The sequence below is a fragment of the Bradyrhizobium shewense genome (assembly GCF_900094605.1).
In the GTDB taxonomy this organism is placed as follows: Bacteria; Pseudomonadota; Alphaproteobacteria; order Rhizobiales; family Xanthobacteraceae; genus Bradyrhizobium; species Bradyrhizobium shewense.
The window spans coordinates 523316-537335 of sequence record NZ_FMAI01000001.1 but is presented as its reverse complement, the minus strand read 5'-3'; the positions used below and the strand labels follow the sequence as shown (position 1 = coordinate 537335).

Annotated in this window: 13 protein-coding genes; 9 read left to right on the top strand and 4 right to left on the bottom strand. The window is 64.1% G+C overall.

The window, feature by feature from the left end:
• Window positions 1-81: 81 nt before the first annotated feature.
• Window positions 82-1197 carry an alanine dehydrogenase gene (gene ald / locus GA0061098_RS02270; RefSeq protein ID WP_091952974.1) on the top strand — a complete coding sequence of 372 codons (1116 nt, stop codon included), beginning with the start codon at window positions 82-84 and terminating at the stop codon, window positions 1195-1197.
• A gap of 3 nt (window positions 1198-1200) precedes the next feature.
• On the opposite strand, the gene GA0061098_RS02265 is transcribed toward ald, so the two are convergent.
• From GA0061098_RS02265 to GA0061098_RS02250, 4 genes are all read right to left on the bottom strand, one after another.
• On the bottom strand, window positions 1201-1836 hold the full coding sequence (locus GA0061098_RS02265) for a 2-hydroxychromene-2-carboxylate isomerase (RefSeq protein WP_091952972.1): 636 nt from the start codon (window positions 1834-1836) through the stop codon (window positions 1201-1203).
• Between the two features lie 75 nt (window positions 1837-1911).
• The gene (locus GA0061098_RS02260) at window positions 1912-3822 is read right to left on the bottom strand and encodes a flavin-containing monooxygenase (protein ID WP_091952970.1); all 1911 of its coding nucleotides are present in this window, start codon (window positions 3820-3822) and stop codon (window positions 1912-1914) included.
• Complete coding sequence (locus GA0061098_RS02255; RefSeq protein WP_091952968.1) at window positions 3819-4466, bottom strand: TetR/AcrR family transcriptional regulator; 648 nt, start codon at window positions 4464-4466, stop codon at window positions 3819-3821. The genes GA0061098_RS02260 and GA0061098_RS02255 overlap by 4 nt, the downstream gene beginning before the upstream one ends.
• Window positions 4463-5956, bottom strand: coding sequence for an AMP-binding protein (locus GA0061098_RS02250; RefSeq protein ID WP_091952965.1), 1494 nt, complete (start codon window positions 5954-5956; stop codon window positions 4463-4465). Before GA0061098_RS02250 ends, GA0061098_RS02255 begins: the two co-directional genes overlap by 4 nt.
• A gap of 171 nt (window positions 5957-6127) precedes the next feature.
• Between GA0061098_RS02250 and GA0061098_RS02245 the strand changes: the two genes are divergently transcribed.
• From GA0061098_RS02245 to GA0061098_RS02210, 8 genes are all read left to right on the top strand, one after another.
• Entirely contained in the window at window positions 6128-7387 is a 1260-nt protein-coding gene (locus GA0061098_RS02245; RefSeq protein ID WP_091952961.1) for an ABC transporter substrate-binding protein, read from the top strand.
• Window positions 7388-7477: 90 nt separating this feature from the next.
• Entirely contained in the window at window positions 7478-8380 is a 903-nt protein-coding gene (locus GA0061098_RS02240; protein ID WP_091952957.1) for a branched-chain amino acid ABC transporter permease, read from the top strand.
• Complete coding sequence (locus GA0061098_RS02235; protein WP_091952954.1) at window positions 8377-9396, top strand: branched-chain amino acid ABC transporter permease; 1020 nt, start codon at window positions 8377-8379, stop codon at window positions 9394-9396. The genes GA0061098_RS02240 and GA0061098_RS02235 overlap by 4 nt, the downstream gene beginning before the upstream one ends.
• A gap of 2 nt (window positions 9397-9398) precedes the next feature.
• Window positions 9399-10154 (top strand): ABC transporter ATP-binding protein, encoded by a 756-nt coding sequence (locus tag GA0061098_RS02230; protein ID WP_091952951.1) that lies wholly within the window; start codon window positions 9399-9401, stop codon window positions 10152-10154.
• A complete protein-coding gene (locus tag GA0061098_RS02225; protein WP_091952947.1) occupies window positions 10151-10864 on the top strand; it encodes an ABC transporter ATP-binding protein in 714 nt (237 codons plus the stop codon). The genes GA0061098_RS02230 and GA0061098_RS02225 overlap by 4 nt, the downstream gene beginning before the upstream one ends.
• A gap of 165 nt (window positions 10865-11029) precedes the next feature.
• Window positions 11030-11248 (top strand): hypothetical protein, encoded by a 219-nt coding sequence (locus GA0061098_RS02220; protein ID WP_018315898.1) that lies wholly within the window; start codon window positions 11030-11032, stop codon window positions 11246-11248.
• Window positions 11249-11358: 110 nt separating this feature from the next.
• Window positions 11359-12417 carry a YeiH family protein gene (locus GA0061098_RS02215; RefSeq protein WP_091952944.1) on the top strand — a complete coding sequence of 353 codons (1059 nt, stop codon included), beginning with the start codon at window positions 11359-11361 and terminating at the stop codon, window positions 12415-12417.
• A 95-nt stretch (window positions 12418-12512) separates the two neighbouring features.
• Window positions 12513-13685, top strand: a complete 1173-nt coding sequence (locus tag GA0061098_RS02210; protein ID WP_091952941.1) for a fumarylacetoacetate hydrolase family protein — start codon at window positions 12513-12515, stop codon at window positions 13683-13685.
• The last annotated feature ends 335 nt before the right edge of the window (window positions 13686-14020 follow it).

Here is a 14020-nt window from a genome sequence, read left to right as displayed (position 1 = left end):
CTAGCGGATATTTGCACGAAACCAAACCGGCCCCGTCGCTACGATGAGGAACAGAATCAAGGTGGCAAAGGAGCCCGGAAGATGCGCGTCGGTGTGCCCAAGGAGATCAAGGTGCAGGAATATCGCGTCGGGCTCACCCCGGGCGCGGTTCGTGAATATGTCGCGGCCGGGCACCAGGTCACGGTCGAGACCGGCGCCGGCGGCGGCATCGGCGCGTCCGACGAGGTGTATCGGCGGGCAGGGGCCACCATTGCCGAGAGCGCCCGCGACATCTTTGCCAAGTCCGACATGATCGTGAAGGTAAAGGAGCCGCAGAAGAGCGAATGGGCCCAGCTCCGGGACGGCCAGATCCTGTTCACTTATCTTCATCTTGCGCCGGATCCGGAGCAGGCCAAAGGCCTGCTTGCCTCCGGCTGTACCGCGATCGCCTATGAAACCGTCACGGACGCGAACGGTCACCTCCCGCTGCTCGCCCCGATGAGCGAAGTCGCCGGCCGCCTCGCCATCGAGGCCGCCGGCGCCGCGCTCAAGCGCTCGGCAGGCGGCCGCGGCCTGCTGCTGGGCGGCGTGCCCGGCGTGCAGCCGGCGCGCGTCGTCATGCTTGGCGGCGGCGTGGTCGGAACGCAGGCGGCGCGCATGGCCGCAGGCCTCGGTGCCGAAGTTACCGTGATCGACCGCTCGATCCCGCGCTTGCGCCAATTGGACGATCTTTTTGCCGGACGCGTGCGTACCCGCTTCTCGACCATCGAATCGGTCGAGGACGAGGTGTTCACCGCCGATGTCGTGATCGGTGCGGTGCTGGTGCCGGGCGCCAGCGCCCCCAAGCTGGTCACGCGCGCGATGCTGAAATCGATGCGGCCGGGCGCGGTGCTGGTCGACGTCGCGATCGATCAGGGCGGCTGCTTCGAGACTTCGCACGCGACCACGCACACCGACCCGACCTACGAGGTCGACGGCGTCGTGCACTATTGCGTCGCCAATATGCCGGGCGCGGTACCGGTAACGTCGAGCCAGGCGCTGAACAATGCGACGCTGCCGTTCGGCCTGATGCTCGCGAACAAGGGCTTTGCCGCGGTACTGGAAGACCCGCATTTGCGCAACGGACTGAACGTCCATCGCGGCCGCATCACCAACAGGGCGGTGGCGGAGAGCCTCGGGCTGGAGTTTGCTCCGGTGGAGACTGGGCTCGCGGCGTAGCAGTTACCCTGGCTTACGATGGCGGCTGCCGAGCGCGGCCTCGATCGTCTCGGGCTTCTCGATGCGCGCGATCAGCATGTCGATGCGGTCGCCGCCCCAGAACAGCTCGCTGTTGAACACCATGGTGGGCACGCCGAAGACGCCCAGCGCTTCGGCCTCGTCGATGATGCGGTCGTGTTCGGCGCGGGCAGGGCCGTGGACGTAGGCTTCGAACTTGCTCGCCGAACCACCGCACGATGTGATGACGTCAGTGATTGCGGCGAGGTCGTCGATCTCGAGCTCATGGCTCCAGAAGCGACGAAACACCGTGTCGTGATACGCACGGAAGAAGGCGTGCCGTTGCGCAAACAGCATGCCGACGCTGGAGTAGAAAGCATCGTAGATCCGCCGCGGCCCCTTCATGACGAGTCCCTGAGCATTGGCATAGCGCCGTGCGTCCATATAGGCGTAGCGCACCTTGCGCCAGAAATGCGGCGTGCGCTCCTCGACCGTCCCCATGAATTCGGCGACGCGCAGCGTGTAGGGTAGCCATTCGAGCTCGACGCCGTGCGTCTCTTCGAGCGCGAACAGCCGCTTGTTCGCGACGAACGCATAGGGGCTCTTGTAGTCGGTGTAGATGCGCACGATTGGCTTGGGCACGGACGGCTCCCTTTGGACGTATGGCGCTCCTTGTCGGACGGGAGGTTAACCCGCGAATTCCGAGGCGGCGAGAGGCTACGCCCTCGTCAGCCTGTACTGCCCCAGATCCGGATCATGCGTCATGCGCCAATAGTCCACGAACCGCCACGGCATCGCGGAAAACACGCGGCCACTTGAATTGCGGTAGTAGGTGCTCATGCCCGGATGGGTCCAGATCATTGTCTCGTGCTCGGCGTCGACCTTGCGGACGTAGTCGTCGAGCACATCCTGGCGGACGTCGATCGCGGCGACGTCGTGCTCGATCATTTCGGCTAGGCAGGCGGCGATGTAGCGGCTTTGGCATTCCGACTGGAAGATCACGCTGCCGCCATGCGCGGGGCCGGAGTTGGGGCCGAGCATGCAGAAGAAGTTGGGGAAATCGGGCACGGTGAGGCCGAGGAACGCCGTCGGATTGTCGTTGGCCCAGGCCTCGCGCAAATCCTTGCCGTCGCGGCCGCTGATGTTGAGGCGCGCCGCCATCTCCGTCACCTTGAAGCCAGTTGCGACCACGATGACGTCGGCGCGGCGGTGCTTGCCGTCGGCGGTGACGATGCCGCCCTGGTCGAAATGGTCGATTGCGTCGGTGACGAGCTCCACGTTCGGCCGCGTCAACGTCTTGAACCAGTTGTTGTCGAGCAGGATGCGCTTGCCGTAGGGCGGATAGGTTGGCACGCATTTCTCGATCAGGTCCAGCCGGCCCTGTAATTCCGACAGGATGAAGTCGGTCAGCTCCTGGCGGTGCCGGTCGTTGCCCTTGTTGACGGCGCGCTCGGGATGCGGCCAGGCCGGGTCCTTGCGCAGGAACGGCAAGAGGCCGTCGCCATAGCGCCAGAACATGTTGAAGCGGTACCACTGCATATAGAACGGCAGATGCGCGAGCAGCCAGCGCGCGCACTCGCTGATCGGATCGGCATAGCCCTTCACCGGCCGCGCCCATTGCGCGCTGCGCTGATAGACGGCGACCGAGGCGACGCGGCCGGCGATCGACGGCACCAGCTGCATCGAGGTTGCGCCGGTGCCGATCACGGCGACATGCTTGCCGTCGAGATTGATATCGCTCGACCACAGCGCCGAATGCAGGATCGTTCCCTTGAAGTCGTCCTCGCCCTCGAATCGGGCGCGGGAGGGATCGTTGAGCTGGCCGATGGCCGAGACCAGCGCGGTGGATTCGAAGGTCTCCTCGCCGATCTCGGTCTTGAGCGTCGAGATCCAGCGCCGCTTGCCTTCGTCCCAGCGCGACGAGGTCAGCTCGGTGTTGACGCGCAGATGCTTGCGAATGCCATATTCGTCCGCGACCTTCTGAAGATAGCCGAGCAACTCCTCGCGCTGGCAGAAATAGCGGGTCCATGCATTGCCGGAGCCGAACGAGTAGGAATAGGAGTGGTTCGGCGTGTCGACGCCGCAGCCGGGGTAGCGGTTGATCCACCAGGTGCCGCCGAGCTCGGCGTTCTTCTCGACGATGGTGTAGGGAATGCCGAGATGACCGAGCGCGACGCCGAGCGCAATGGCGCAGACGCCGGCACCGACGATCAGCACGTGCTGCTCCGCGAGCTTGTCGCTCGATGGCTGCTTGGTCCAACGCGCCTCGCGCGCAACAAACCCCATCTCCTCGCGCATCAGCGGGGCGTATTCCGGCGCGACATTCTCGCCGAGACAGGCGCGCATCATCTTCAGCAGCAGCTCGTCGCCAGGGTCAGTGATGACAGGCTTCGGCGTACCATCGGCGAAGAGCTTCACCACGGCGGCGCGGATTTCGTCCTGGATCTCCCGGGGCACGCCGGCCTCGGGATCGGGGATCAGGCGGATGTCGCGCTTGGGCAAGTACGGCGGCGCAAGCCAATTCTCATCGCCCGTCATGTGCACCAGCACCATCAGGAGACAGCGGATGTCGCCCTCTGCGATGGTCGAAGCAAGGTCGAGCGGCCTGTGCGGAGATTCGATGTTCATGGCGTATCCTGGTCTCCGGAGGCGGTGAAGAGGCCGCGTGTCATCAGCTTGCGATAGGCGGAGATGACGTGCTCGGGCACGGCGGTGACGCCGCCGGCCGAATAGGAGTAGCGGCGGCTGAGATAGCCGCGCGCGCCCATCAGCATGTGGACGATCGCCTCGAACTCTTCGTCGCTGAAATCCTCGATGCAGCCGGCAAGGCGCGCACGGCGGAGGATGCGGACATAGGCGACCGAGATGTTGTCGAGATGCTTCTGGTAACCGATGGGTGCGAAGAATTCGGCCTCGTTGAGGATGCGCAAAAATTCCGGCACCTCGCGGATGAAGTCGAAGAAGGCGGCAAAGCGCTCGATCTCCTGCCGCGCCGCATCCTCCGTGCCGGTGCGGGCGCGGATAAATTCGACCATGTCGAGGCCGATCTTGGGCAAGAGCTGGTCGAGCAGCTCCTGGCGGTTCTCGAAATGATTGTAGAAAGTGCCTTGCGCGACGCCGGCCTGTTCGGTGATGCGGGCGACGGAGGCTTCGGCATAGCCATGCTTGCCGACGACCTTGGTGGCGGCCTCGAAGATCTTCTGCTTGGTCCAGGCGTTGCGCTCGACGCGGTTGAGTTTTGTGATCTTCGCGGTGGCTGGGCCTTGCGTCATGCTACGGTCTCCAGTTCGGCGCGCAGCACGCGCTTGAGAATCTTTCCAGACGGGTTGCGCGGGAGGCTGTCGCGAATGATCAGCTCTTTCGGCACCTTGAAGCTCGCGAGCCGCGCGCGACAGTGCTCGGTGAGCGCAGGGAGCTCGAGCCTGGCGCCCTCGGCCAGCACGACGATCGCAACCGGACGTTCGCCCCAGCTTGCGTCGCGCAGGCCGATCACCGCGACCTCACGCACCTCGGGCAATTCATAGATGACGCGCTCGACCTCGGAAGAGGCGATGTTCTCGCCGCCGGAGATGATCATGTCCTTCTTGCGGTCGGTCAGATACAGGAAGCCATCCTCATCGAGATAGCCGACGTCGCCACTGCGGAACCAGTCGCCGAAGAAGGCGGACGCCGTCTTCTCCGGATCCTTCCAGTAGCCGCGCGTGATCTTCGGTCCGCGCAAGCAGATCTCGCCGTTGACGTTCGCCGGCACGGCCTTGCCGTCCTCGTCGCGGATCTCGATCTCGACATGGGCAATCGCACGCCCGGTCGAGCCGATCTTCTCGATCTCGCGGCCGGCCTCCATGAAGGTGTCGCCGCCGACGGTCTCGGTGAGGCCATAGGCATCGATGTAGCGCGCGTTGCGGAAATATTCGGAGAAGGCGTGGATGCGCAGCTCCGGCGTCTTCTCGCCGCCGCCGATAACCCATTGCAGGCTGGAGACGTCATAATGCTCACGCGTCGGGCAGGTGAGCATCGCGCTGGTCATCACAGGTGCGAACCATGCCGCGTTGAGCTTGTCCTCGGCGATCGCCGCAAGCGCGGTCTCCGGCTCGAAATTGCGTTCGATGTGGATGAAGCCGCCATGCCAGAGCACGGCGATGCCGGGCAGGTCGAGCGCGCCGACGTGATAGAGCGGGCCGACGACGAGAAGGCGGGTCTCGGCGCTGAGCCCCAGCGCGATCGTCTGGTCGGCGGACTTCCAGTAGAAATTATCGTAAGAGAGCATCACGCCCTTGGGGCGGTCGGTCGTGCCCGATGTATACATCAGCCGCATCAGGTCTGATGGTGCGCGGATATGCATCGGCGCGGGCGGCGCATCGCCAGCAAGACGCGTAAGGCTCTGCTGCGCGGCCTCGTCGAGCACGACAATCCCAGTGCCCGCGGCATTCGCAGCCAATTCCTCATCGACGATCAGAAGCCGTGCGCCGGCATTGCCGGCGATGTAGCCGACCTCGTCGCGGGAGAGGCGGAAGTTGATCGGCAGAAACACCGCGCCGAGATGGCTGGTGGCGAAGACGAGCTCCAGGAACGCCGCGCTGTTCTTCATCAGCACCGCCACGATGTCGCCGGCGCCGATGTCCTGCGCGGCGAGCCAGGCTGCCACCGTTCGGACACGCGCATCGAACGCCGCGTAGGAAATCTCCTCGCCGCGATATTTCAGCGCAGACCGCTCCGGCGTGCGCCGGGCATGAAAGGCGATGAAGCTCGACAGGTTGATCATTTTCGCTGGTTTCAGGCCAATTGTCGGCCTCGTTTCCTCTCGTATGAATTCTGACTCATAGTTCATGTTTGGCTTGACGTCACCCCCTCCCTCTGAAATCCTTGGGAGCACGGAGACGAGACGATCTCCGACAGGGATCAGGACACGCCGACCCGACAGAGGGAGGGAAAAATGACGAGGACCCGTACACCGGGCATCAGCCGCCGTTCAACGCTGGCGCTGATGGGCGCCGGTGCGATGAGTGTTGCCGCGCCTTGGGTGGCGCGTGCGCAAGCCAAGACCATCAAGATCGGCATGCCGACGATCCTGTCGGGCCGGGTGGCGCAGCTCGGTACGTCCTCGCGCAATGCGGTCATGCTCGAAGTCGAGAAGGTCAACGCCGCCGGCGGCCTTGCCGGCCGGCAGATCGAGATGGTGATCCGCGATTCCAAGGGCCAGCCGCAGGAAGCCGCCCGCGTCGCGCGCGAGCTCGTCAACACCGATGGCTGCGAGTTGCTGCTCGACGGCGAGGCGTCCTCCGGATCGTTCGCGGTGCATGAGGTGGCGCGCGACCTCGGCGTGCTCTGTATCCATACCTGCTCGGAAGCGTCCTCGCTGACGGCTGATCCGAAGCAGCACATCCCGAACGCGTTCCGCTGCGTGCGCCAGGGCATCCACGATTCGATCGTCGGCGGCAGCTACGCCGCCGCGATCGCGAAGACCAAGGGCCTGAAGAAATGGGCGACCTGTTCGCCCGATTATGCCTATGGCCGCGACACCACCGGCGAGTTCACGCTGTATCTGAAGCGTTTCGCGCCTGATGTGGAGATCATCAGCGAGTCCTGGCCAAAGCTGTTCCAGCCCGACTACACCGAGGTGGTCACCAAGATCCTGCAAGCCAAACCCCAGGCGCTTTATTCCTGCCTGTGGGGCGGCGATCTCACCTCCTATATCGACCAGGCCAACATCTACGCGATGTTCAGCCAGATGGAGGTGTTCGCGGTCAACATGGCCGACTACACCGCGCTCACCGTCGTGAAGAACCTGCCCAAGGGCATCCACTCCGGCAACCGCTACATCAAGACCTTCCCGACCACGCCGGAGAACGCGGCCTGGGGTGACGCCTACAAGGCGAAGTACAACGAGTATCCGACCAATTGGTCGTGGCAGAACGCAACCGCCGTGATGTTCCTGGCCGAGGCCGCAAAGAAGGCGAACTCCGTCGACGGCAAGAAGATCGCGGAGGCATTGAAGGGCCTCACCATCAAGTGCCCGTTCGGTGCCGACGGCACCGTGACGATGCGCGGCGACGATCACACGCTGGTCGGCTACGCCATCGGCTGGGGCACCACGATCCCGCAGGAGCCGTATGTGCCGGAGGTCAAGGCCGGCGACTGGAAGACGATCTTCGAGCTCGAGGCCGAGTGGAAGAAGAGCAAGGGCTACACCTGATCTGATGTGCGGCGGAGACGGGCGACCGTCTTCGCCGTTTTCGTTTGATTTTTCGCGCCCTGTCAGGCGCCCGACAATGAAAGTGCTCTCGTGGATCTCGACGCGCTTGCCGGCTGCCTCTCCAGCTCCGCCTGCCTGGTGACGCAGACCACCAGCGGCCTCATCATCGGCATGCTGCTGTTCCTGGTCGCGGTCGGGCTGACGCTGATCTTCGGCGTGCTCAAGGTGGTCAATTTCAGCCACGGCGCCTTCTACATGTTCGGCGCCTATTTCGCGATGACCGCCTATCAGCTCACGGGGAGCTTCGCACTCGCGATGCTGGCGGGCGCGGCCGGCACCGCCATTCTCGGATTGATCTTCGAGCGCGTCTTCATGAGCCGCGTCTATGGCGCGGACGTCTTGATGCAGCTCCTCGTCTGCTACGCCTTCGTGCTGATCTTCGACGATGTCGTGCGCCTGATCTGGGGGCCCGAATTCAAGTCGATGGGCATGCCTTCCGCGTTCCAGGTGATGCCGCTGTTCATCGCCGGCGGCGTGGTGCCGCCTTATTATCTGCTGCTGATCGGCGTCGCGCTTGTCGCGGCCATTGTGCTCGGCATCGGGCTGTCGCGGAGCCGGATCGGCAAGGTGATCAGGGCCGCCGCGCAAAATCCCGGCATGGTGTCCGCGCTCGGCATCAACACCGGCCTGATCTATGGCGGCGTGTTCGCGCTCGGCGGCATGCTGGCGGGCCTCGCGGGTGCGCTCGCCGCGCCGGTGCGCTCGCTCACGCCCGGGATGGGATTCTCGGTGCTGATCGAATCCTTCATCGTCACCGTGATTGGCGGCATGGGCTCGATCCTGGGCGCCCTGATCGGCGCGCTTCTGCTCGGCCTGATCCGCTCGTTCGGCTCGCTCGGCTTTCCACTGTTCACCGAAGGCCTGATGTATCTGTTCATGGTGATCGTGCTGGTCTCGAAACCCACCGGCCTGTTCGGCAAGGAGGCGGCATGACCGAGCTGGAGGCCGGACGCGCGCAAGGGCTGGCACCCCTGCGCGGTGGCTCGGTGCTGCAACGCTATCGCGACGTCCTGATCGCGCTGGTCGCCTTTGCCGTGCTGGCGAGCCTGCCGCTGTTGACGGGCAGCAAGGCGCTGCTCGATTTCGTCATCCGCTGCTCCGCCTACGGGCTGTTCGCGACCTCGCTCAACCTCCTGGTCGGCTACACCGGCCTGACCTCGTTCGGCCATGGCATGTTCTTCGGCCTTGGTGCCTACAGTTTCGGCCTGATCATGCAGAAGCTCGGCGTACCCATTCCGGTCGCCTTCGTGGCGACGCTTGCGATCACGGCGGTTATCGCGGCCGTCATCGGCGCGATCTGCGTGCGGCTGAAGGAGATCTATTTCGCCTTCGTCACGCTCGCCTTCCAGATGCTGATCCACTCGACCATCCTGTCTTGGGCTTCGTTCACCGGCGGCGACCAGGGCCTGCGCGGCGGCATTTCGCGACCGGTCTTTCTCGGCATCGACCTGGCCAACCACGTCCATCTCTACATCGCGAGCTGCGCGCTGTTGATCCTCGGTCTGCTCGGGATGCGCCAGATCGCGCAATCGCCGTTCGGTTACACCCTGCGCATGATCCGCGACAATGCCGCGCGCGCGAGCTTTCTCGGTATCGATGTCTGGCGCGCAAAACTCACCGTGTTCGTGCTGGCGGCGCTGTTTGCGGCGATGGGCGGCATGGTGATGGCGCTGTTCGTCTCCGGCGCCTATCCGGAATTCGCCTATTGGACCATCTCGGGCGAGGGCATCTTCATCAACATGCTTGGCGGCGTCTCGACCTTCCTCGGGCCGATGGTCGGCACCGTGCTGCTGCTCCTGCTCAACGACACCGTGACGCGGTTCACCGAGTACCATGGCATCGTGCTCGGGGTAGTCATCCTGTTCTTCGCGCTGGGCCTGCGCAAAGGCCTGCTGGACTTCGTCGCCGAATGGTTTTCGCAGCGGCGCGACGCAGGCGAGGGCCGCTAGCGATGCTGGAGATCCGCAACCTTGCAAAGTCCTTTGGCGGCGTGAAGGCAACCAACGATGTCACGCTCGACTTCCCCGACGGTTCGCTCACCGCGGTGATCGGTCCGAACGGCGCCGGCAAGAGCACGTTCTTCAATTTGATCACCGGCGCGTTGAAGCCTGACGCCGGCGAGGTGCTGCTCGACGGTGTCGATCTCGCCGGCCGCTCGCCCCCGGAGATCGTCCGTCACGGCATCGGCCGCGCCTTCCAGGTGGCGAGCATTTTTAAATCGCTGACGGTGCAGGAGACCATGCTGGCTGCCGTCAGCGCCGACCAGCGTTCGTCCGCGATGCTGCACAAGCGCTTTCCGTTGGCGGAGACGCGCGACCGCGCCGAACACGTGATGGAGCTGCTCGGCCTTGCCGGCAAGCGCCACCGCACGGCCGCGACGCTGTCACACGGCGATCAGAAACTCCTCGATATTGCCCTTGCGCTGGTGCTCGAACCAAAAGTGCTGCTGCTGGACGAGCCCACCGCCGGCATGGGCCCGGAAGAGCGCTGGCGCATGATCGACAAGGTGCGCGAGCTCTGGGACACTCAGAAGATCACCGTCGTCTTCATCGAGCACGACATGGACATCGTGTTCAAGATCGCGCCCAAAATCGTCGTGCTCTGCTATGGCCGCATTCTCGCGACCGGCACGCCCGACGAGATCCGCAACAACAGTGCCGTGATTGAGGCCTATCTCGGCACCGAACATGCGGGAGCCGCCGCATGAGCGCCGTCATCATCGAAGTCGCCGATCTCGACGTCTATTACGGTACCAGCCAGATCCTGTTCGGCGTCGGCCTCTCGGTGCGGCAGGGCGAGACCATGGCGCTGCTGGGCCGCAACGGGGCCGGCAAATCGACGACCATGAAGGCGATCATGGGGCTGGCGCCGCCGCGGCGGGGCAAAGTGAGCCTGCGCGGTGCTCTGATCTCCGGCCGGAAGCCCCATCATATCGCGCGCGCCGGTCTCGGCTTCGTGCCGGAGGATCGCCAGATCTTTCCGGAGCACACCGTCGAGGACAATCTCGTCATCGGGAAGAAGAGGGGGCCGGAGGGGCAGGACGAATGGCCGATCAAGCGCATCTATGAGGTCTTCCCGCTGCTGGAGCCGCTGCGCCATCGCATCGCCGGGCGTCTTTCGGGCGGCGAGCAGCAGATGCTGGCCATCGCGCGCACGCTGATGGGCAATCCGGCGCTGTTGCTGCTGGACGAGCCGAGCGAGGGGCTCGCGCCCATCATCGTGCAGCGGATCGGCGAGCTGTTGCGGCAGCTTCGAAGCATCGGATCGACCGTGCTGATCGCCGAGCAGAACATGCATTTCTGCCTGGGGCTCGCGAGCCACGCCACGATCATTGATAAGGGCCAGATCGTCTACGCCGCCGGAATCGACGAGCTGAAAGCCAATGAGGCGATCCGCCGGCGTTATCTGGCCCTCTGAGCCGGGCGGGCGGTGCCCGAATAGGCCCGAAGAAGAAAACGGTTGTCCGGGGTCATTCCGGCGGAAGGAGTTTCCCCGCGGAGGACCAAAAAAGCCAATCGCTTCCATTGCTGTTTGGGGTCGAAAAGACGACATTTCAGCCAGGAATTGATGGATTGGCCTGCTATGGAACGCACTGGATTTGAGCCCTTTGGCGAGCAGTTGGTATCCGCGACGGATGCCCAGCCGAAGTCGCGCGCGTCAAAGCTCCTGTTGCGGGTCGGGACCGGGCTGTTCTGGTCGCTCGTGGCCGGAATCGTGCTCGCGCGTGCAGCGTTCTTCGAACCCGGCGTTTACGACGGGTTCAGCCGTGTGGCCTCGCTCGCCAAGAGCCTGATCTTCTGAGGCCGTTTATTCCGGGTTGAGGACAGAACTTCCCTCGGCCCTGATATGTCGAAAACTTATTCCCCATTGAGCTGGCGCTGCGTATAAATCTTTCTCCCTGGGAGAGATTTGTGTCGCAGAATCAAGCATCCAGCCCGGCCGATGCCAAGCCGACCACCGCCGCGAGCCGTATTTTCGCGCTGATTCCGGGCGTCCTCCTCTGTATCGCCGTCGCCGGTGTCTCGGCCCTGCTCGAACGGGCGGAGCTCGGCGTCTTCGAGCATCCCTATGTCGAGGCGCTGGTGATGGCGATCCTGCTCGGGATGGCCCTGCGCAGCTTCTGGAAACCCGCGCCGCGCTGGCAGGCCGGCATCGCCTTCAGCGCAAAACAGCTCCTCGAAGTCGCGGTCATGCTGCTGGGCGCCTCGATCAGCTTCGCCGCCATCGCGGCCTCCGGCGTCGCGCTGTTGGCCTCGATCGCAGCGGTCGTGGTGATTGCGCTCTGCGTCTCCTTTGGCATCAGCCGGATGCTGGGCCTGTCGACGCGGCTGTCGATCCTGATCGCCTGCGGCAACTCGATCTGTGGCAATTCGGCGATTGCCGCCGTGGCCCCGATCATCGGCGCCAACAATGACGAGATCGCATCCTCGATCTCCTTCACCGCGATCCTCGGCGTGATGATGGTGCTCGGCCTGCCGCTGCTGATTCCGCTGTTGCAATTGTCTGCCACGCAATACGGCATCCTCGCCGGCCTCACGGTCTATGCGGTGCCGCAGGTGCTGGCCGCGACGGTCCCGGCCGGGCTCGTCTCGACACAGATCGGCACGCTCGTGAAGCTGATGCGTGTGCTGATGCTCGGGCCGGTCGTGGTCGGCCTGTCGCTCGCCGCCTCGCGCTGGCAGAGCGATGCCAAGAAGACCCATGTTGGCTTCTTCCGCCTGGTGCCCTGGTTCATCCTCGGCTTTCTGGCGCTGGCGACGCTGCGTTCCCTCGAAATTGTGCCGGGGACGGTGGTTGGTCCGGTGACCAAGATCACGAGCTTTCTCACCGTGGTGTCGATGGCGGCCCTCGGACTCGGCGTCGACGTACGCGTGCTCGCCAATGTCGGCGGGCGGGTGACGGCCGCGGTGACGCTGTCGCTGATGCTGCTGCTCGGCATCAGCATCGCACTGGTGCATTGGTTCAAGTGAGGGGCGCGCTCTCTGGACTTCCCCCGCCAGACGTTTATTGGTTTTCGCCAATGTGATCGGCTGCGGCTGATCCGAGAAACAGCGAGGGCGCGGCCATGACGACATTGACGGTGAAAGACCTTCTCCCTGAGGACGGAACACGCGGCACACTCGCCGGCCGCGTCTGGCTGCCGCAGGCGAACGGTCCGGCCGTGGTCGCCGTCCGTGGCGACGGCGTGTTCGACGTCACCGCAAGATTTCCGACCATCAGCGCGCTCTGCGAAGAAGACAATCCGGCCAAGGCGCTGAGCCTGACCAAGGGCGAGCGCATCGGCGATCTCGACGCCATCGTGGCCAACACGGCGCCGGATCAGCGCGATCGCCAAAAGCCGTGGCTGCTTGCGCCCGTGGACCTGCAGACGCTGAAAGCTGCCGGCGTCACTTTTGCCATCTCGATGCTGGAGCGCGTGATTGAGGAGCGGGCGAAGGGCAATCCGGCCTCGGCCGAAGCGATCCGCAAGGAGGTGACGCGGCTGATCGGCGACGATTTGTCAAAGCTCAAGCCGGGCTCCGACCAGGCGATGCATCTGAAGCAGGTCCTGATCGATCAGAACGCCTGGAGCCAATATCTCGAGGTTGGCATCGGTCCCGATGCCGAAGTGTTCACCAAGGCGCCGACGCTGTCCTCGGTCGGCACCGGCATGGATGCCGGCCTGCATCCGAAATCGACCTGGAACAACCCGGAGCCGGAGCTCGTGCTGTTCGTGTCGAGCCGCGGCAAGATCGTCGGCGGCGCGCTCGGCAACGACGTCAATCTGCGCGACTTCGAAGGACGCTCGGCGCTGCTGCTGTCGAAGGCCAAGGACAACAACGCCTCCTGCGCGATCGGACCGCTGCTGCGCCTGTTCGACGACAGTTTTACGCTCGACGATGCGCGCAAGCTCGACATCAGCCTGAACGTGAAGGGGACGGACGGCTTCGTTCTCGACGGCCATTCCTCGATCAGCAAGATCAGCCGTGATCCAATCGATCTGGTCGAGCAGACCATCGGCAAGGTGCATCAATATCCTGATGGCTTCGTGCTGTTCCTCGGCACGATGTTCGCGCCGGTCAAGGATCGCGATGCGCCGGGGCAGGGGTTCACCCACAAGCGGGACGATATCGTCACGATCGCAGCGCCCCAGCTCGGCAAGCTCGTCAACCGCATGCGCACCAGCGACGAATGCGAGCCCTGGACCTTCGGCATCGGTGCGCTGATGAAAAACCTGGCGCAGCGGAAGCTGATTTAGCGCTTTACGTCTCGCAGCTGACCTCCCACGCCGACGTCTATGAGGCCGTCATGCCCGGGCTTGTCCCGGGCAGCCACGTTCTTCGTCATGCGAGGTGAGGCGTGGATGGCCGGGACAAGCCCGGCCATGACGGTGTCCGCGGCTGGACCCAACTACAAAATCCCTTCATCTTCCCGTTGTATCAGCGGAACAAAATCGCGCTTGGCGTGTCATCTGGCTGCTCAGCTCGCCCCGCTGCGATTTCCTCTAAATAGTCAAATAATATGACTAGTCGGAACTCATCTTCCGTGAAATAGTCCCTCCCGCCGCCTCGAAGGCCGGCCTGCGGGTGCCAT

Bases quoted from the DNA above. Each gene is read 5' to 3' on its own strand.
- GA0061098_RS02260 (WP_091952970.1), bottom strand. From the start codon at position 3,822: ATGAACATCGAATCTCCGCACAGGCCGCTCGACCTTGCTTCGACCATC.
- GA0061098_RS02245 (WP_091952961.1), top strand. From the start codon at position 6,128: ATGACGAGGACCCGTACACCGGGCATCAGCCGCCGTTCAACGCTGGCG.
- GA0061098_RS02210 (WP_091952941.1), top strand. From the start codon at position 12,513: ATGACGACATTGACGGTGAAAGACCTTCTCCCTGAGGACGGAACACGC.
- ald (WP_091952974.1), top strand. From the start codon at position 82: ATGCGCGTCGGTGTGCCCAAGGAGATCAAGGTGCAGGAATATCGCGTC.
- GA0061098_RS02250 (WP_091952965.1), bottom strand. From the start codon at position 5,956: ATGATCAACCTGTCGAGCTTCATCGCCTTTCATGCCCGGCGCACGCCG.
- GA0061098_RS02235 (WP_091952954.1), top strand. From the start codon at position 8,377: ATGACCGAGCTGGAGGCCGGACGCGCGCAAGGGCTGGCACCCCTGCGC.
- GA0061098_RS02230 (WP_091952951.1), top strand. From the start codon at position 9,399: ATGCTGGAGATCCGCAACCTTGCAAAGTCCTTTGGCGGCGTGAAGGCA.
- GA0061098_RS02225 (WP_091952947.1), top strand. From the start codon at position 10,151: ATGAGCGCCGTCATCATCGAAGTCGCCGATCTCGACGTCTATTACGGT.
- GA0061098_RS02255 (WP_091952968.1), bottom strand. From the start codon at position 4,466: ATGACGCAAGGCCCAGCCACCGCGAAGATCACAAAACTCAACCGCGTC.
- GA0061098_RS02220 (WP_018315898.1), top strand. From the start codon at position 11,030: ATGGAACGCACTGGATTTGAGCCCTTTGGCGAGCAGTTGGTATCCGCG.